This is a genomic window from Methylosinus sp. C49 (assembly GCF_009936375.1).
Taxonomy (GTDB): domain Bacteria; phylum Pseudomonadota; class Alphaproteobacteria; order Rhizobiales; family Beijerinckiaceae; genus Methylosinus.
The window spans coordinates 207,365-226,391 of the sequence record NZ_AP022333.1 but is presented as its reverse complement, the minus strand read 5'-3'; the positions used below and the strand labels follow the sequence as shown (position 1 = coordinate 226,391).

The 19,027-nt window shown below is 66.5% G+C and carries 10 protein-coding genes and 1 pseudogene; 6 read left to right on the top strand and 5 right to left on the bottom strand.

Going from position 1 to position 19,027, the window contains the following annotated elements; translation table 11 throughout:
- Nucleotides 1-51: 51 nt before the first annotated feature.
- Complete coding sequence (locus GYH34_RS19260; protein WP_161915227.1) at nucleotides 52-1,206, bottom strand: Rieske 2Fe-2S domain-containing protein; 1,155 nt, start codon at nucleotides 1,204-1,206, stop codon at nucleotides 52-54.
- A gap of 403 nt (nucleotides 1,207-1,609) precedes the next feature.
- Between GYH34_RS19260 and GYH34_RS19255 the strand changes: the two genes are divergently transcribed.
- The 6 genes and pseudogenes from GYH34_RS19255 (at nucleotide 1,610) to GYH34_RS19235 (ending at nucleotide 12,525) form a co-directional block, all read left to right on the top strand.
- Nucleotides 1,610-2,398: an alpha/beta fold hydrolase gene (locus GYH34_RS19255; protein ID WP_161915226.1), complete on the top strand. Its 789-nt coding sequence runs from the start codon at nucleotides 1,610-1,612 to the stop codon at nucleotides 2,396-2,398.
- A 75-nt stretch (nucleotides 2,399-2,473) separates the two neighbouring features.
- Nucleotides 2,474-5,155 (top strand): annotated as a pseudogene (locus tag GYH34_RS22005) (type I polyketide synthase); the annotation flags it as partial.
- Nucleotides 5,144-9,928 carry a non-ribosomal peptide synthetase gene (locus GYH34_RS22000; RefSeq protein ID WP_256367053.1) on the top strand — a complete coding sequence of 1,595 codons (4,785 nt, stop codon included), beginning with the start codon at nucleotides 5,144-5,146 and terminating at the stop codon, nucleotides 9,926-9,928. The pseudogene GYH34_RS22005 and the gene GYH34_RS22000, both read left to right, overlap by 12 nt.
- A gap of 566 nt (nucleotides 9,929-10,494) precedes the next feature.
- Nucleotides 10,495-11,427 carry an acyl-CoA desaturase gene (locus GYH34_RS19245; RefSeq protein WP_244635388.1) on the top strand — a complete coding sequence of 311 codons (933 nt, stop codon included), beginning with the start codon at nucleotides 10,495-10,497 and terminating at the stop codon, nucleotides 11,425-11,427.
- Nucleotides 11,428-11,621: 194 nt separating this feature from the next.
- On the top strand, nucleotides 11,622-12,086 hold the full coding sequence (locus GYH34_RS19240) for a hypothetical protein (RefSeq protein WP_174242470.1): 465 nt from the start codon (nucleotides 11,622-11,624) through the stop codon (nucleotides 12,084-12,086).
- A 133-nt stretch (nucleotides 12,087-12,219) separates the two neighbouring features.
- Nucleotides 12,220-12,525, top strand: coding sequence for a hypothetical protein (locus tag GYH34_RS19235; protein WP_161915223.1), 306 nt, complete (start codon nucleotides 12,220-12,222; stop codon nucleotides 12,523-12,525).
- A gap of 63 nt (nucleotides 12,526-12,588) precedes the next feature.
- Here the strand turns inward: GYH34_RS19235 and GYH34_RS19230 are convergent, their stop codons facing one another.
- The 4 genes from GYH34_RS19230 to GYH34_RS19215 form a co-directional block, all read right to left on the bottom strand.
- Entirely contained in the window at nucleotides 12,589-13,584 is a 996-nt protein-coding gene (locus GYH34_RS19230; protein WP_161915222.1) for a hypothetical protein, read from the bottom strand.
- Nucleotides 13,585-13,838: 254 nt separating this feature from the next.
- A complete protein-coding gene (locus GYH34_RS19225) occupies nucleotides 13,839-16,994 on the bottom strand; it encodes a CusA/CzcA family heavy metal efflux RND transporter (protein WP_161915221.1) in 3,156 nt (1,051 codons plus the stop codon).
- A complete protein-coding gene (locus GYH34_RS19220; RefSeq protein WP_244635387.1) occupies nucleotides 16,991-18,589 on the bottom strand; it encodes an efflux RND transporter periplasmic adaptor subunit in 1,599 nt (532 codons plus the stop codon). The genes GYH34_RS19225 and GYH34_RS19220 overlap by 4 nt, the downstream gene beginning before the upstream one ends.
- Before the next feature lie 42 nt (nucleotides 18,590-18,631).
- On the bottom strand, nucleotides 18,632-18,862 hold the full coding sequence (locus GYH34_RS19215; protein ID WP_244635386.1) for a hypothetical protein: 231 nt from the start codon (nucleotides 18,860-18,862) through the stop codon (nucleotides 18,632-18,634).
- Nucleotides 18,863-19,027 lie beyond the last annotated feature (165 nt).

The window sequence follows — 19,027 nt, the reverse complement described above, 5'->3', positions numbered from 1 at the left end:
TTGAAAATGCGGGACCTTAAAAACGCCGACGCCCGCTTTTTGACTCCCCGCTCACGCGGGCTCGGCCTGAAATTCATCGATCTGCGCGAGCAGCGGCTCGTGTGGTCCGGGAAAGGCCGACGGCTGCTCCCCCTTCTCGATTCGAGACATTTCCCGCGTATAGAGCTTCCTCAGCAAAATGATTGCCGCGTCGGAGGCGCCGAGCCGATTTTTCGAGCGATCGGGAATGATTCCTTGGCCCACGAGGACGATGCCGTCCTCGATGAGCAGAAGATCCGGCCGCGATTCTATGTCTTCCCAGCGCTTCTCGCCGGAGAGCACGGATTGGATCACCTGCTCGACGGGCGGCAAGGAGGAGGCGACATAGCGCATGCCCGAGCGCACGCCCTCGGCGACGTCGCGTCCATCCTCCGGCGACAAATGCGCCGCGACGAGAAGGAAGAACATTTTGTGGCTGACGTCATCGACCGGCACATTCCACAAGAAGCTCTTGAATCCGCGCAGCATGCCGGCGCCGGAGGTGAAATAGAGCATGTTCGGCATGAAGAGCGCGAGCTTGCGCAGATAGCCGTTGGGAAAGGATGTGTATTGCATGAGGCCGTATTCGGTCTCGAGCGCCGTGGCGGCGGGAATCTGCCCGGCGTTGGCGGCGTCCTGATAAATGCCCTCGGCATGCACCCAGCGCTGATGCACATCGTCGACCGTGTTCTCGAGATCGTGGAAATAGTTCCACTTGCGCAATTCGACGACGTGGAAATAGCCGCATTGCTCGAGCGACGGCCAGCGCGGCAAGGGCGGCGTCGGCGCGGGGCCGAGATAGACCCAAATCAGGCCGAAATATTCCTCCACCGGATAGCTGCGCACGCGCACCTTTGCCGCGAAGCTCTTGGGCTCGAAGGGCTGCTCGACGCATTGGCCGGTCGGGTCGATCTTCCAGCCGTGATAGCGGCAGCGAATGCTGTCGCCCTCCACCTTGCCGACCGACATCACGAGCCCGCGATGCGGGCAGCGTCCGTCGATGATGCGCGCCACCTTGTCCTCGCCCCGATACAGGGTGAGTTCCTCGCCCAGAATTTTCAGAGGCTTCGGATGAGCTACCGGAAGCTCTTCGGAGACGAAGGCGGGCTGCCAATAGCGCCGCAGCAATTCGCCCGCCGGACGTCCGGGGCCGGTGTGCTCGAAGTCGACATGCGTCGATCCGTTCATTCTACATCTTCCCAAAGATCGCTTTCGACAAAAAAGCTCGGCGTCTTTCGACACGAAAAAATCTCGACGCACATCCGCGCGCAAACGCCAAAGTAGCGCGGAGCCTATTCGGCGCTTCCTTTGGCGTTAACCGTAGCGAACGGCGAATAGGCAGGCCCCGTCGACGCTCGCAAACCGCGGATGTCGTTGCGTCCTTTTGGACTGTAGCGTAAAAAGCAAAAGCGGCCAAGCGCGTCGGCGATGCGCTGCGCTGCGAAATATTGCTCTTATAATCCAATGAGCGGGTGGTTTCATTGAGCGACCTGTCTGATTCTATCAGGACTTCTTCTATGTCTACTTCCATAGCAGGCGCCGCCGAAGCGCGGTGTGCGCTGCGACACATCGCGATCGCGCGTGGCGCCGCATGAACGAGCCGACCCCTGCCTCGCTCGATTGGCTGAAGCGTATGTCCGCAGACGATCACTCTTTAGTGACGATGATCTGCTTTCCGCCCGCGGGCGGCGGCATGACGGGATTTTGGCCCTGGATCGCGCCGCTGCGCGGCCGCGCCAATCTCTACGCCGCCTCGCTTCCGGGGCGGGAGCAGCGGCTGCGCGAGGAGCCGGCGCGCCAGCTGGACGCTCTCGTGGCGCCGCTCGCCGAGGCGGTCGCGGCGCTGGCCGATCGGCCGCTGCTGATTTTCGGGCACAGCTTCGGCGCTCTGCTCGCCTATGAGATCGTCCATCGCCTGCTCGCCGAGGGACGCGCGGCGCCGGAGCGCCTGCATTTCCTGGCCTCGGGCCGCGTCGCGCCGCATCTGCCCTCGCGGGCGGAGCGCGTATCGCATCTTCGGCCGCGCGATGTCGTTTTCCGCGTCGCGAAGCTGCATGGCAATATTCCGGTCGCTCTGCTCGAGCAGGCCGATTATGTCGAGATGATCGGCCGCGCGCTGCAGGCCGATCTCTCCATCAACGAGACTTACGGCTGGACCGAGCGTTCGCCCCTCCCCTGCGCGGTGACGGCCGTGGGCGGCGACGGCGATCCGATCGTCTCGGCGGCCGAGCTCGACGCATGGGAAAAGCATGCGGGCGGCGGCTTCGAGCGGCGCCTCGTCATGGGCGATCATTTCTACTTTCGCCCGGCGGCCGGACAGCGGGCGCTGATGGAGATCGTCGCGGCATGCTGTGAAAAGCTCGCCGCGACGACGCAATAACCCGCGAGACCCGATATGAGCGAGCTCGAATTCAAGAAAAAGGCGATCGTCGCTCTGGAGACACTGCGCCGTCGCGTGGCCGAGCTCGAGGGCGCGACGCGCGAGCCGATCGCGATCATCGGCTATGAGGCGCGCTTTCCCGGCGGCGCGGACGCCGAAGCCTTTTGGGAGATGCTGCGAGACGGGCGCGAAGGCGTCGGCGAAGTGTCGCTCTCCCGCTGGGACGCCGAGGCTGTTTATAACGCCGATCCTGACGCGCCGGGAAAATCGCTGACGCGCCGCGCCGGGCTCCTGGACAGCATCGATGATTTCGACGCGCATTTCTTCGGCGTCGCGCCGCGCGAAGCCGCCTGCATGGATCCGCAGCATCGTCTGCTGCTGGAGACAGGCTGGCGCGCGCTGGAACACGCGGGCGTCGCCGCCTCGGAGCTGGAAGGCGCGCGCGCCGGCGTCTGGATAGGCGTCAGCACGCATGAATATCTCGGCCTGCTCGTCGACAATATGACGCCCGAGACCATCGACGCCTATTATGCGACGGGAACCTCGCCCGCGGCCGGCGCCGGACGCATCAGCTATCGGCTCGGGCTCGAGGGGCCTGCGGTGACGATCGACACGGCCTGCAGTTCCTCGCTCGTGGCGATCCATCAGGCCTGCCAGGCGCTGCGCTTGCGCGAATGCGATCTCGCTCTCGCTGGCGGCGTGAACGCAATCCTCACGCCGGCTCTGATGATCAGCATGTCCCGCGCGCGCATGCTCGCGCCGGACGGCAAGTGCAAGACCTTCGACGCCGCCGCCGACGGCTATGTGCGCGGCGAAGGCTGCGGCGTCATCGTGCTCAAGCGGCTCTCTGATGCGCTGCGCGACGGCGACCGCATCCGCGCCGTGCTGCGCGGCGGCGCCGTCAATCAGGACGGCGCCTCGGGCGGGCTCACCGTGCCGAGCGGCCGCGCGCAGCAGCGCGTCATTCGCGCGGCGCTGGATCAGGCCGGGCTCATGCCCGCCGATGTCGATTATCTCGAGGCCCATGGCACGGGCACGTCGCTCGGCGATCCGATCGAGGCGCAGGCCGCCGCCGCCGGGCTCGGCCCCGGCCGCGCGCCCGATCGGCCGCTGCTCATCGGCTCGGTGAAGACGAATATCGGCCATCTCGAAGCCGCCGCGGGCGTCGCCGGCGTCATCAAGGTCACGCAGGCGCTGGAGAACGAGCTGCTGCCCGAGCATCTGCATTTCCGCACGCCCTCGCCGCATATTCCGTGGAAGCGATTGCCGCTGAAGGTCGTCGCGGAGGCGCGCCCCTGGCCGCGCTCCGAGCGCAAGCGGCGCGCCGGCGTCAGCTCTTTCGGCTTCTCCGGCACTAACGCCCATGTCATTCTCGAGGAGGCGCCGGCGCGCTCCGAGATCGCGCGTGACGCGGCTTCGCCTCGGGCCGAACGCCCTTGGCATATGCTGCCGCTGTCGGCGCGCAGCGTTCCGGCGCTGAAGGCGCTGGCGCAGTCCTATATCCAGCGCGTCGAGACGCTGCCCTCGGCGCGCGCATTCGCCGATGTCTGCCATTCGGCGGGCGTCTGCCGCTCGCATCTCGAGCATCGCGCGGCGATCGTCGCCGCGCACGGAGCCGAGGCCGCGCGTCTGCTGGAGGCGTTCGCCGACGGGCGCGACTCGGCGGGAGTCTACACCGGCTTTGCGGCCGATCCCCCGAAGACCGCTTGGCTCTTCACCGGACAGGGCGGCCAATATTCCGGGATGGGCCGCGAGCTCTATGAGACGCAGCCGTTCTTCAAGGAGACGCTGGACCAATGCGCAGCGGCGATCGCCGATCTTCTTCCGCGCCCGCTGCTCGAAGTGATGTTCGCCGAGGACGGCGCCGTCAATCACACTTCTTATGCGCAACCGGCGCTATTCGCGCTGGAGATGGGCCTCGCAAATCTGTGGCGCAGCTGGGGCGCTGCGCCGGATGTGGTTCTCGGTCATAGCGTCGGGCAATACGCCGCCGCCTGCGTGGCCGGCGTCTTCACGCTCGAGCAGGGCGCGCGTCTTCTCGCCGAGCGCGGACGATTATTCGGCGCCTTGCCGGCAGGTGGGCTGATGGCGGCGATCTTCGCCGAGGCCGACGCCGTCGAGGCGCGGCTCGCCTTTTTTCCGCATGTCTCGATCGCGGCCTATAATGGCGCGCATATCGTCGTCAGCGGTCCGCAGCAGGATGTGCGCGCGCTGGCGGAGACATTTCGTGGCGAAGGCCGCCGCACGGAAGAGCTCGAGACCTCCCACGCCTTTCATTCCGAGCTGCTGGAGCCGGCGCTCGACGCCTTCGAGCGTTTCGCCGGAGAGACGCCTTTCGAGGCGCCGACGCGCACGCTGATCTGCAATCGCACCGGCAAGCCGCTCGCCGCGCCGGCGCGATTGGACGCCCAATATTGGCGGCGCCATTCGCGCGAGCCGGTGCGTTTCGCGCAGAGCGCGCAGACGCTCAGCGAGCTGGGTTGCCGCGTTTTGCTCGAGGTTGGTCCGCAGCCGGTGCTCGCCGCAATGTCGCTGCGCGCTTGGCCCGAGGGACGGCCGACGCCGCAGACGGTCGCCTCGCTGCGCCGCGATGTCTCTGACGCTCGCCAGATAGAGGAAGCGCTCGGCCAGCTCTATGCGGCCGGCGCGCGCATCGACTTTCGCGCCGTCGATGCGCCGTGGCGGCGCAGCAAGGTCGATCTTCCCAAATATCCGTTTCAGCGAAAGCGCTTCTGGTTCCAGTCCGTGCGGCGGGACGCGCACTCCTTCACCAGCTCGGGCGAAAAAGAGCCTTCCGCGGATGTTTCTTCCGCGGATGCGTCGTCCGCAGACGCTCCCTCCGCAGATTCCTGGCTCGTCGAGGCTTCGCAGGAGGAGCGGCGCGGTCTCGTGGTCGCGCGTCTGAATGCGGAGATCGGCCATGCGCTGCATATGAGCGCCGAGGATGTCGATCCGCATGCGGGCTTCGCCGCGCTCGGCATGGATTCGCTGACTGCGATGGAGCTGCGCAGCCGCTTGCAGGCGGCGCTCGGCGCGGCCATTCCGGTCGCGCTCTTCATCGAGAGTCCCGATGTCGCCACGCTCGCGACGCGCCTCCTCGATTGGTGGGAAGAGCAGCGTGGCGCCGCCGCCAAGCGCCAGCCGCCGATGACGCGCCGCCCGCGCGACGGTTCGCCTCTGCCGCTCTCCTTCAATCAGGAGGCGTTGTGGTTCCTGCATGAGCTGGCGCCGGGCTCGAGCGCCTATAATATCGCCGCCGCCGTACGTATTCGCGGCGCGCTCGACGCTGCTGTGATGCAGCGCAGCCTCGACGCCATCGTCGCGCGGCACGAGTCGTTGCGCTCGTCGTTTCGCAGCGAGCGCGGCGTCGCGCAGCCGCAGATCGTCGCATCGCTGCACGTTCCGCTGCCCGTCGAGACCGTGCGCGACGAGGCGGACGCTGCCGAATGGGCGCGGCGCGAGGCCGGCGCGCCATTCGATCTCGCACATGCGCCTCTGTTTCGTACGCGTCTGCTGCGCTTCGACGAGACGCATCATATTCTGCTGGTGACGATGCATCATATCGTCACCGACGGCTGGTCTTTCGCCGTGCTGCTGCGCGAGCTCTCGGCCATCTATCGCGCCTTCGCGACGGGCGAGCCCTGGCCGCTTCCCGAATTGCCGATTCAATATGCCGATTACGCCGCCTGGCAGCGCGACTGGCTCGCCGGCGAGGCTCTGGGCGAGCTGCTCGAATTTTGGAAGGCGGAGCTTTCCGGCGTCGCGCCGCTGGCGCTGCCGACCGATCGGCCGCCGCCGCGCACGCCGAGCTTTCGTGGCCGCCGCCTTCGCTTCGCGCTCGGCGCCGAGCGCGCAAAGGCGCTGCGCGCATTGGCGCAGGCGGAGGGCGTGACCCTGTTCTCGCCGCTGCTCGCCGCGCTCGCCGCCGTGCTGCAACGTCACAGCGGCCAGGACGAATTCATCGTCGGCGCGATGAGCGCCAATCGCGGCCGGCTCGAGATCGAAGGATTGATCGGCCTTTTCGTCAACGCCCTGCCGGTGCGCGTCGTTCTCGACGGCGACCCCGACCTGCGCGCGCTGATCGCCCGTCTCGGCGCGCGCGTTCAAGCTGCAATGGCGCATCAGGACGCACCCTTCGATCATGTCGTCAACGCCGTCGAGCGCGAGCGCGACGGCTCGCGCAATCCGCTCTATCGCGTGCAATTGCTGCTGCAGGGCGGGTTGCAGCCGCCCGCCGTGTCCGGCCTCGAGATCGACGTGCAGGAGATCGACACGCAGACGGCCAAGCGCGATCTCACCTTCACCATCTTCGACGACGCTGCGATGGCCGGCCATGTCGAATATTCGACCGATCTCTTCGACGCGCCGCGCATAGAGCGTCTGCTGCGGCATTTCCTCGCCGCGCTCGACGGCGTTCTCGCAGATCCGGCGCAGCGCCTCTCCGCGCTCGCGCTGCTGACGCCGGAAGAGCGCGCCGCGAGCCGCGCGCCCGTGGAGGCTCCGCCGCCCGGCCCGCTCACTGTGGCGGAGCTGCTCGAATTCGTCGCCGCCGCGCGCGCCGATCATATCGCCTGCGAGGATGGCGAGCGCCGCCTCACCTATGCCGAGCTGCAATCCGCCGCGCGGCGCCTCGCGCGCTGGCTGTGCGCGAAGGGAGTTCGCCCCGGCGATGCGGTCGCTATGCGCACGGGACGCAAGGTCGATATGATCGTCGGAATGCTCGGCGTGATGAAGGCCGGCGCCGTCTATGTCCCGATCGACGAATCCTATCCGCGGGAGCGCATCGCCCATATGCTCGCCGAGGCGAATGTCGCGCTCGATGTCTCCGCGCCTTTCGACGTCGATGTCGCGCGCCAGTCGGATGCGCCGCTCGAGCCTTTGGCTTCACCTTCGGACCCCGCCTATATCGTCTTCACCTCGGGCTCGACCGGTCGGCCGAAAGGCGTGGCGATCTCGCATGGCGCCGTCGCCGAATATGCGCAGACTCTTTGCGCGGAGCTGGGAATCGTCGCATCCGACGCCTTTCTGCATACGGCGTCGAGCGCCTTCTCCTCCTCCATGCGGCAGATATTGGCGCCGCTCGCCGCCGGCGCGCGCATCGTCATCGCCAGCGACGACGAGCGGCGCGATCCCTTCGCTCTGCTGGAGCGCGTGCGTGCGTCCAAGGCGACGATCATCGATCTGGTGCCCTCTGTTCTGAGGCGGGTCGCCGATGCGCTCGCGAGCCTGCCGCAGACCGCGCGCGCAACGCTGCTCGATAATGAGCTGCGCTTGCAGCTCACCGCGAGCGAGCCTTTGCGTCAGTCGCTCGTCCGCGATTGGCGCGCCCTCGTCGGCGACGAATTGCGCTGGCTGAATCAATATGGCCAGACCGAGACCGCAGGCATCGTCAGCCTGCATGTGGTGGGTCCGGGCGCGGGCGCCGATTCGCAGGCGATCGTGCCGATTGGACGGCCGCGCGCCAATGTGCGGCTGGTCGTGCTCGACGCGCAGAAGCGAATCGCGCCGATCGGCGTTCCCGGACAATTGCACATCGGCGGACCTTGCCTCGCGTTGCGCTATCTCGGCGACGCCGCGCTGACGCGAGAGCGTTTTTTCGACTTCGACGACGGCGAGACGACACAGCGTCTCTATGCGACCGGCGACATTGTGCGGCGTGAGGAGGACGGCGTTCTCGCCTTCATCGGCCGCGACGACCAGCAGGTGAAGATTCGCGGCGTGCGCATCGAGCCCGGCGAGATCGAGCGCGCATTGCTCGATCATCCGCGAATGCGCGCGGCGGCCGTCGCGGCCTATGACATGGACGGAGAGGCGCGGCTCGCGGCCTATATGACCTTCGACGGACCGGCGCCGAGCGCGCAGGCGCTGCGCAATCATCTGCGCCGCCTTCTGCCCGATCACATGATTCCGTCCGCCTTTGTGACGCTCGACAAAATGCCGCTGACCGCGAATGGCAAGCTCGATCGCGCCGCCTTGCCGCCGCCGCCGCGTGATGCGGCGCGCGACACGGCTTTTGTCGCGCCGCGGACGGAGGACGAGGAGAGCCTCGCGGCGATTTGGCGCGATCTGCTGAAGCTCGAGCGGGTCGGCGCCGATGACAGCTTCTTTCTGCTCGGCGGTCATTCCATGCTGGCGGCGCAATTGCGCGCGCGCATTCACCAGAGCCTCGGCGTGGAACTGCCGCTCGGCGCCATTTTCGAGGATCAGACTCTCGCCGCGCTCGCCGCCCGGCTCGAGGGCGCGCGGCGCGGCGCGACCGTCGCTTTGCCGGAATTCGTCGCGGCGCCCGCAGGCGCCGTCGCGCCGGCCTCTATCGCCCAGCTCGGCGCCCTCGCGGCCGAGTTGGCGTCTCCCGGCGCGCCGGGGCATTGGATCGACGTCGGCGTGCGCATTCTCGGCCCGCTCGACGAAGAGCGCCAGATCGAGAGCATAAGGGAAGCCTTCCGACGTCACGCCATTCTGCGCACCATCCTCGACCCCTCGGCCGATGGCGGCGCGATGCAGCGTATCGTGGAGGCGCCGCCCGAGGTGACGCTGCTCGGCCCCGAGGAAGCGCCCGATCCGCTGGAGCCGGTTCGCGCCGATGACGGCCGGCCTGCGATCCGCGTCTCGCTGCAGCGGATCGCCGATGGCGAGCGGCTGCTGTGGCTGCGCTGTCATCGCTCGCTCGCCGATGGCGCGACCGTCCGCATGCTGCTCGGCGAGATCGGCGCGCTCTACGCCAATGGGCTCGAAGGCATGGAGCTGTTTCCGCTTCTCGATCGTTCGCTCTCCTACGCCGATTACGCGCTATGGGAGCGGCAATGGCTGACGCCGGAGCTGCGCAGCGGCCAGACCGCCTATTTTCGGCGGCTGTTCGCGAGCGGCCTGCCCGCGCCGATCCGGTGCGATCGGCCGCGCGCGGAAGGCGCCATGGTCCCGGAAGGTGCCGTCTTCCGTTTCGATTTTCCGCAGGCGGCCGTCGACGCCGCCGAGGCGCTCGCGGCGAAAGAGCGGGCGACTCTCGCCATGACATTGACGGCGGCCTTCGCCAGCGCTCTGGCCGAGCGCGCCTCGGGCAATGCGCTCGCTCTGACGATTCCGGTCTCGCTGCGGCATCATGCGGCGACGCATCGCATGCTCGGACCCTTCATGAACGTGCTGCCGTTGCGCGTAGAGCGGCCCGGCGACGCGCTGGAGGCGCTGCTGCCGCGCGTGCGCGAGGCGACGCTCGGGGCGCTCGCCAATCAGAACGCGCCTTGGCGCGACATCTTATCGGCGCTGCGCGAGGACCACGGCCCGGACGCTGAGCGGCTCGGCGACGTGGCGCTGGTGATCGAGGACGCGCCGCCGCAGAATGTGCAATTCTCAGGGCTGACGCTGTCGCGCGCTTCCGCCGACCGTGTCGCCGCGCGCCGCCCGCTCACCCTCTCCGTCTCCCTGGACGATGGCGAGATCAAGGGCAGCCTCATCTATGCGACGAACCTGTTCGAGCGCGACACGATCGAGCGGCTCGCGGAGAGCGTCATTCGCGGCCTCGCGCCGGGCTGACGGGCGCGGGGATCGCCGGCGTTCGGAACGTCGAAATTCGGCATTGGAAATTTTGTAAAAAACGCGACGGTCGCCGATGATGGTCGCGAGACCTTTCCGGCAGGGCGACGACAGATCGCCGGCCGCCGGAGAGCGGCGGGACTGGTGCAGATTGAAGGGCTCGACGCTCGCACGGCCAGTGGACGGCGCGAGCTGCGCCGTGCCGGCGTCCCGGGGACAAAAATTCTCGACACCGCGGTTTTTCCTCGGTCAACCGGGGCCGGAGGCCCTGTTCGGGAGGCCGGATCGGCGCCGATCGGCGGCTCCTCCGATGAAAGAAATTTGACAAAAGCCCCGTCTTCGCCCGATAGGCAGAGGCTGCGGCCTCAGACTGTAGCCGAGCGTGCTACCCGGGTATTCCATTGAACCAACAACAACAAGAAAGTCCGGCTACCCTCGATGCTCCAGACGGCGCCCCGGACGCGAAAGGCCTAGCCCAGCGTATCGCAGCTTTGAGAAGCTGGGCCCATGAGCAAGGCTATTACAGCGTGCCCTTTTGGGAACAAGCGCTTCGTTGCCTGGAGCTGGTGGCCGCCCCTGTCCTCGCTTTCGTGCTGCTCGCGCAGGGCGGCGTCGCTGCGGCGGTCGGACTGCTCGTCCTCGGCATGCATTATCCGCGGACGGCCTATCTCGGACACGACGTCGCACATAGCCAGTGGGGACCCCGTGGCGAGACAAAGGCGCGGCTGAAGCTGCGGCTGATCGCGCTGGCCCAGGGCTTCGGCTCGACATGGTGGGTCGAGAAGCACGAGCTTCACCACGCTTTCCCGAACGCTTGCCGCGTCGAGGAGGATGGCAGCCTCACGCCGATCGACGGCGACATCGACTCCCCTCCCTGGCTGGTCTGGGACAAGTCGCTCGCGGAATATAACGCCAAGGCGCGCCGCGCCGGGCTGGGGCGCGCGCTGTCCTTCTTTCTGCCCCGCTTTCAGGTTCCGCTGTTCTTCCCGATCCTCTCGGTCGCGCGCTTCAACTGGAGCTGGCAGAGCATAGAGGTCGCGGCCAAGAACAAGCAATGGTGGGAAGCCTCGCTCTGCGTCGCCCATTGGGTGTCGGGCTTCGCGCTCGCGGGGATGCTGACGCCCGGCCCGGCCTGGACCGGCTGGCTCTGGTTCCTCGGCGCCCAGCTCGTCGGCGGTTTCATCCTCGCCTTCGTCTTCGTGCTCAACCACACGGGCATGGAAGTCTATGACGCGAAGGAGTCCAAGGGGTTCTACGACCGGCAGGCGCGCGCGACGCGCAACACGCCGAGCTCGCCCTTCCTCGATTGGCTGACCGGCGGCCTCAACAGCCAGATCGAGCATCATATGTTCCCGAGCCTGTCGCGTCGCCGCCTAGCGAAAATGCGCGAGGCGACGAGAGCCGCGATGGAAGAATGCGGCTACGCCTATGTCACGCTCAGCAATCGCGAGGCGATGCGCGCCGTTTTGTCCACGCTGGGCGAGGCGGCTTGGGCGTGAGCGGCTCGGGCGTCAGAAGCTAGGTTCTGGCTTCGGGGTGAGAAAAATGTGGCGCTATCCGATCCAGACGGCTCGGATAGCGCCTTTTTCGTCCGTTTTGAGAGCCGTGTCTCGGCATTTGGCGCGCAAAATGCGTGGCGCGGCGGGGACCTCGAATTTGTCGGGTCCGACGTCGAAACCACAAGGAGCCGACCTTGCCCGTATTGCAAGAAACCCGCACCGTCGTGACGCTGGCGCCCGCCAAGCCCACAGGATTGGCCGATCTCGGCGTCCCGCTGGATGACGCCAGTCAGGTCAAGAAGGGGCGCGCGCATGAGTTTCCGCAACTTCTGACGGATGGCGCGATCGGCCGGCGCTTCCAGGATCTCCGCGTCATCGGGATCAAAACCACAGAGGGCGGCGTTACATCCGCCAAATTCGTGGTCCAGTTCGAGATATTCGGCGACAATACGGTCGGGCCGACCAATGGCGCCGGCGTGGAGGTCGTTCTCCTCGCCGGAACCGAGCCTCTGGCCAGCCTGTCCTTCGGCAATCTGTTCCTGCCCTACGCCAATTTCTGGTATCCGAACCGCTTCCTGCTCGAGGCGGCGGCGGCGGATTTCGATCGCGCCGACCGCCTGGAATTCATCGCGAAGCCGGAGGAGGTTCGCGCCGTCTAGGCGAGACGAGGCCGAGAGCCTGAATGGCGCAGGCATTGCATTGTAATCACGGCCATCGCCGCGTCTCTTCGAGGAGACGACGGTGGTGGCTCCTCACTCGCCCCGCCGAGACGCTTCACCCGAGCAGAGACGCATGAGCTATCCCCTCGTCGAGCGCGTGCCGAACCGGCTGTTCGGCGACATGTTGCGGATGATGCTGAGCGAGCGGATATATTTCGACCTGACTCTCGAGGAAGGCCGAACATTGTCGCGCAATTTCACCGCTCTCGCATATGATTGGCGGCGGGCCGACGTCATCTATCTGAGCCCGGTCGGCGGCGACGTCGAATTTTCGGCCGCCGTCGGGCCGGACGGCGTCCTCGTGGAAACAGTCGAGGGGCGCCATCTTTTGAGCTGGGACGATGTGTCCGAGCTGGCGGAACGGCTGGCGGTGGCGTGAGCCGGCGGCGCGCGACGCGCCACTCTCAACGAAGAAGCGGCGATCGATCGGCTCTGCGGTCGCCTAGACATGCGCGTCGAGCGCATTCTCCACCAGCTTCGACGCCTCCGCCAAATCGCTGTAACGCAGCTCATAGGCGGGAGTGGATTTGATGAAGCGGCAAATTTCCGAGATCTTCGCTTCGGTGACGGGAGCTTCGATATCCATCGCCGATCCGTGCAATCGCGTGATCGTCTGCAGCGGCGTGAGCTTTGCGAGCGTCGCGGCCGCGTCGGGTGCGTAAGCCGGAAAAAGCATCATCGCCGGCGCGCAGGAGGAGCGCTCTCTCGCCGTCGGCGCCAAATAGCGCACGCCGCTTCCCTGGCGGCGCAGGATCGGACGGTCGGGAAGCTCGGGAAAGAGCCCTTCCAATATTTTCCAGGAGTCCGATTTCAGCGAGAGCAGCGTCGGCAAAGGCCGAAGCGACCAGTCATGCGCCGATAGGCCGATGAGATCATCGCCGAGATAGGAAAATCCATGGCCGGACAGATAGGCGACGAGCGTCGATTTGCCGGCGTCGCTCGAGCCGGGAAGAAGAATGGCGCGCGCATCGCGGCTCACCGCCGCCGCGTGAAAACGGGCGAGAAGCTCGACATCTGGATGCTCCCATCCGAGGAAGAGCTCGTTCATTCGCGCGATCAGATCCGGCAATGTGTCGCCGATCCATCTGCTCTCGCCGTCCAGCGTCAGCCGATAGCCGTCGCTGTCGGTCGATAGCCGCAGCTGCAAAGCCTGCGCGCTCGGCGCGGCGACCTCATGCGCGAAGCGCGCGAAATAGTCTCGCGCCAGCTCCGGCACGCTCGACACGATGCGGACGTCCTCATCGCCGAAACGCCATGCGCCGCAATCGATCTCATCGCCTTCGATGGAAGAGGAAGCCGATGCCTCGCACGAGGGCTCGACATTCGGCAAGTCGAAATGCTCTGCGAAAGCGCCCGCGATCTCCTCTTGCGGCACGCCGGCCTTCAGCAGATCCAGCACCAGCGTCGCGGTCGCGTCGATGATGACGAGGCGATCCATGAGGGGCGGATGGAAAACCCAGTTGTCGCTCGATGAAAGGGAGCGGCTTTTATCAATTTCCACTGTCATCGCTTCGCAATTCGAGATGCGCCGCCTCATTCGCCGATACGAATGTCGGCGGCGCGACAAGGCAATGATCGCTCGATGCGCCGATGATCGCCGTCATTCGAGCCCTCCCCGCGAATCGCTCGCGACACGAGTCGGATGATGAGACTCCATTTATCTTCGCTTCTAGAGTGCCGCCATTCGGGCGTTCACTTATCCAAGCCGGCTATCACGCGCGCATGAGCGATCGTCGCGTGCGGCAGACGAGCGCCCATGACGAGCGCATAGATCGCGGGAATGACGATGAGCGTCAGCGCCGTCGAGGAGATCATGCCGCCGATCATCGGCGCCGCTATGCGCTGCATGACCTCCGAGCCGGCGCCGGAGCTCCAGAGGATCGGCAGCAGGCCGGCGATGATGGCCGTCACCGTCATCATCTTCGGACGCACGCGCTCCACCGCGCCGAGCATGATGGCCTCATGAAGATCGGCGCGCGTGAGCGCGCAGCCCTGCGCGGCGCGCGCGGCGGCGATCTCACGTAGCGCCTGATCGAGATAGATCAGCATGACGACGCCGGTCTCGGCCGCGACGCCGGCGAGCGCGATGAAGCCGACCGCTGCGGCGACCGACATGTCGAAGCGCATGAGCCACATCGCCCATACGCCGCCGACGAGCGCGAAAGGCAGCGACGCCATCACGATCAACGTATCGGTCAAGCGGCGAAAGTTGAGATAGAGCAGCAGAAAGATGATCGCGAGCGTCAGCGGCACGACGATCCGCATCCGCGCCTCGGCGCGCTGCATATATTCGAACTGCCCGCTCCAGGTGAGATAGGAGCCGGCGGGCAGAGCGATCGTTCGTGCGACGGTCTGCTGCGCCTCGGCGACATAGGAGGCGACATCGCGATCACGCACATCGACGAAGACATAGACGGCGAGCTGGCCGTTCTCTGTGCGGATCGACGTTGGTCCGCGCGTCAGCTCGATCGTGGCCACCTCCTCCAGCGGCGCGGCGCCGCCGCGCGGCAGCGGCACGAGCACTTCTCTGCCGATCGTCTGCGGATCGGAGCGGAACTCGCGCGGATAGCGAATATTGACGCCATAGCGCTCGCGCCCTTCCACTGTCGTCGTCACCGTCTCGCCGCCGAGCGCGGTGGCGATCACCTCCTGCACATCGCCGATCATCAGATTATAGCGCGCGAGCGCCGGATGATCGGGGACGATATCGAGAAAATAGCCGCCATTGACGCGCTCGGCATAGGCGCTCGCCGTGCCTGGCACGCGCTTCAGCGCGGCCTCCACCTGACGCGCGACACCTTCCATCTGCGCGAGATCGCGGCCGAAGATTTTCACGCCGATCGGCGTGCGTATGCCCGTCGCCAGCATGTCGACGCGCGCCTTGATCGGCATGGTCCAGGCGTTGGAGACGCCGGGAAACTGCAGCGCGGCGTCGAGCTCGGAGATGAGCTTACACGTCGTCAGTCCCGCGCGCCATTGCTCCTTCGGCTTCAGCGCGATGATGGTCTCGAACATTTCGAGCGGCGCCGGATCGGTCGCCGTCGCCGCGCGGCCCGCCTTGCCATAGACGGATGCGACCTCGGGAAAGCTCTTGATGATGCGATTCTGCGTCTGCAGCAATTCGGCGGCCTTGGTGACGGAGAGGCCGGGCAGCGTCGTCGGCATGTAGAGCAAGGCGCCCTCGTCCAGCGTCGGCATGAATTCGCCGCCGAGCCGGCCCGCTGGGACGATCGTCACGAGGATCGCGACGATGGCGAGAAGGATCGTCGCCGTCTTCGCTCTCAGGACGCGCGCGATGATCGGACGATAGAGAAAGATCAAGGCGCGATTGATCGGATTCTTCGCTTCCGGCGTGATCTTCCCGCGCACGAAGACGACCATCAGCGCCGGAACCAACGTCACTGAGAGCAACGCCGCAGCGGCCATGGCGAAGGTCTTGGTATAGGCGAGCGGCGCGAACAGCCGTCCCTCTTGCGCCTCCAGCGTGAAGATCGGCAGGAAGGACACGGTGATGACGAGCAGGCTGACGAAGAGCGCCGGGCCTACCTCGCTCGCCGCCTCGATCAATATGTCGAGGCGCGGCTTTTGCGGCGACGCGCGCTCCAAATGCTTATGGGCATTCTCGATCATGACGATCGCCGCATCGACCATCGCGCCTATGGCGATGGCGACGCCGCCGAGACTCATGATGTTGGAGCCGACGCCGATCGCCTTCATCGCCGCAAAGGCGATGAGCACGCCGATCGGCAGCATGAGAATCGCGACGATCGCGCTGCGCATATGCATCAGAAAGGCGGCGCAGACGATCGCGACGATGAGGCTCTCCTCGACGAGCGCCTTGCGCAATGTCTCGATCGCCGCATGAATGAGCGGCGAGCGATCATAGACGGTCGCGATCTCGACGCCCTTGGGGAGGCCAGGCATGAGCCGCGCGAGCGCCGCCTTCACATTCTCGACCACGCTCAGCGCATTGGCGCCGTAACGCTGCAGCGCGATGCCGCTGGCGACCTCGCCCTCGCCGTCGAGCTCGGTTACGCCGCGGCGCTCGTCCGGCCCCAGCTCGACGCGGGCGACATCGCGCAGCAGTAGAGGCGTGCCATTCTCCGCGCGCAGGCCGATATGCTCTATATCCGCGGCGCTCTTCAAATAGCCGCGTCCGCGCACGATGAACTCGAATTCCGAGAGCTCGACCGTGCGTCCGCCGACATCCGTGTTGCTGGCGCGGATCGCCTCGCGCAGCTGTTTCAGCGAGACGCCCAGCGCGCGCAGCCGGTTGGGATCGACGACCACATTATATTGCTTGACGAAACCGCCGACGCTGGCGATTTCGGCGACGCCCTCCGCCTTGGAGAGGCCGTAGCGCAGCGTCCAATCCTGCAGCGAGCGCAGCTCGGCGAGCGTCATCTCCTTGGCGATGAGCGCATATTGATAGACCCAGCCGACGCCGCTCGCGTCCGGCCCGAGCGTCGGCGTCACGCCTTGCGGCAGCTTCTTGCCGGCGGCGCTCAAATATTCCAGCACGCGCGAGCGCGCCCAATAGAGATCGACGCCATCCTCGAAGATCACATAGACGAAAGAGACGCCGAAGAAGGAGAAGCCGCGCACCACTTTCGAGCGCGGCACGGTCAGCATGGCGCTGGTCAGCGGATAAGTGACCTGATCCTCCACCACTTGCGGCGCCTGCCCCGGATATTCCGTGTAGATGATCGCCTGCACGTCGGAGAGATCGGGAAGCGCGTCGAGCGGCAATGTGCGCAGCGCATAGAGTCCCGCCGCCGCGGCGAAAGCGGCGCCGATGAACACGAGAACGAGATTGCGCGCCGACCAGGCGATCAGCCGGCCGATCATCGCGCCGTCTCCACGCCGGCGAGAGTCTGCAGCGCCGCGCGCAAATTGCTTTCGGAGTCGATGAGAAAATTGGCCGCCGTCACCACGCGGTCGCTCTCGTCGAGCCCGCTCCTCACCTCGACAAAGCCCTCGCCGTGACGGCCGAGCGTCACCTCGCGCGGCTCGAAACGGCCATCGCCCTTGTCGAGCAGAACGAGCGCGCGCTTGCCGGTCTCGATCACCGCGCTTTCCGGCGCGGCGACGACGGCGTTTTGATCGCCGGAGCCGATCTGCGCCTCCACATACATGTCGGGCCGCAAGGTCAGATCGGGATTGGGCAGCTCTATGCGCACGCGCGCCGTGCGCGTCTCGCGATTGATCTGCGGATAAATGGCCGTGACATGCCCGGTGAAGATGCGATCGGGAAGGCCGCGCGCCCTGATCTCGACCGGCTGGCCGAGGCGTAGCCGCGCATAATCATGCTCGGAGACATCCACCAGCGCCCAGACGACAGAGAGATCCGCGATGCGGAACAGCACCTGGCCGGCCTCGGCCTTCATTCCTTCGACAGCGTTGCGCTCGAGAATGAGTCCGTCGCGCGGCGCGGGCCAGGCGACGCTCGCCGGCACGCGCCGGCTCCTCGCGATCTCGGCGATGAATTCCGCCGGCGCGTTCAGCGTCTCGAGCTTGCGGCGCACGCCTTCGAGCAGGCTGGGATCGCCGCTGCTGCGCGCGCCGGAAAAGGCGAGATAATCGGCCGCCGCCGCCGCAATGGCCGGCGAATAGAGCCGCGCCAATGGCTGGCCCTTGGCGACGCGCGCGCCCGTCGTCGCCTCGAAGACTTTCTCGATGAAGGCTTCCGAACGCGTCGCCACGACGGCGACGCGGCGCTCGTCGACCTGCACGGCGCCGGGCGCACGAATCTCGGCGACGATCGGCCGGCGGCGCACCAGCTCCGAGCGCACGCCCGCGCGCTGGATTTTTCCCGGCGCGATGCGCAGCGCGCCATCGGCCTCGACATCCTCGCCCTCATAGACGGGCGTGTAATCCATGCCCATCGAATCCTTTTTCGGAACCGCCGACACATCCGGCAGCCCCATCGGATTGCGGTAGTAGAGGATGCGTTTCCCGCGCGGCGCGGCGGAGAGCTTCGTCAGTATGGCGCGCAGATCGGCGGGACGGACCGGGAGAAAGTCCATTCCCATTCCGTCCTTGCGCGGCGCGGCGGAAATCGCGTCGCCGCCCATGGGATCGCGGTAGAAGAGCGGCTCCTCGCTCGCGGCAGCCGGCGGATCGGGGAGCTTCGCGACGAAAGGCGCGAGCTGCGAGCGGCGCACGGGGAGGAAATCCATTCCCATCTCGTCCTTGCGCGGCTGGCGCGAGATATCTGTCCCGCCCATCGGATCGCGATAGAACAAAATGGGATCGTCGAGCGCGGCGGCGCGCGTCGAATGTTCGGACGCGGCGGCGTCGCTATGAGCTGCGTCGGAATGGGAGGCGTGAAGCACGGATGCGGTCACGCTCGCGGCGAGCGCGAGCGCGCCGAAAATAGGCGCGTAAGGAGGCATGATCTCGATCTCCGGCCGCTGCTGCGGCGGATGGCGTTGAAGCGACATGGCCGTTCCGTCGCGAGAGCGGCGGAGCCGGCGATTGCGGCTTCAGGCGATCGGAGGTCGAAGCTCTGGAGCGCCGGTAAGCGAGGCGGGGTCCGCATCGCTCGCCGCGGGCGCCCTGCCCTTCGCCGTGACGGCGGGGATGAGGAAGAAGGATTCGTTCGGCGCGGCGACGGGCGAAATCTGGGCGCAGGAGACGGCCGCGCAATCATCCGCGGCGACCGAGCCGCGATCCCCCACCGCCTTGTGGCAGTCCGCCATGGCCGCGGCGCTCATGCCCTCGCATCCGTGACCCGCGCGCGTCATAGGCGCGGCTCCGAGGAGCAGCGAAGCCAATGCGAGCATAGGGACGAGCGCGCGGAGGAAACGAAGCATGAGCTCTTCTATCATCCACACACAGAGCGGTAAACCCGGCCGTCGCGCGCATCCTCGTCCGAAGCC

What these genes read in the sequence shown, in the direction of transcription:
- GYH34_RS19230 (WP_161915222.1), bottom strand. Translation starts at nt 13,584, where the DNA reads ATGGATCGCCTCGTCATCATCGACGCGACCGCGACGCTGGTGCTGGAT.
- GYH34_RS19260 (WP_161915227.1), bottom strand. Translation starts at nt 1,206, where the DNA reads ATGAACGGATCGACGCATGTCGACTTCGAGCACACCGGCCCCGGACGT.
- GYH34_RS19220 (WP_244635387.1), bottom strand. Translation starts at nt 18,589, where the DNA reads ATGTCGCTTCAACGCCATCCGCCGCAGCAGCGGCCGGAGATCGAGATC.
- GYH34_RS19235 (WP_161915223.1), top strand. Translation starts at nt 12,220, where the DNA reads ATGAGCTATCCCCTCGTCGAGCGCGTGCCGAACCGGCTGTTCGGCGAC.
- GYH34_RS19255 (WP_161915226.1), top strand. Translation starts at nt 1,610, where the DNA reads ATGAACGAGCCGACCCCTGCCTCGCTCGATTGGCTGAAGCGTATGTCC.
- GYH34_RS19225 (WP_161915221.1), bottom strand. Translation starts at nt 16,994, where the DNA reads ATGATCGGCCGGCTGATCGCCTGGTCGGCGCGCAATCTCGTTCTCGTG.
- GYH34_RS19215 (WP_244635386.1), bottom strand. Translation starts at nt 18,862, where the DNA reads ATGAGCGCCGCGGCCATGGCGGACTGCCACAAGGCGGTGGGGGATCGC.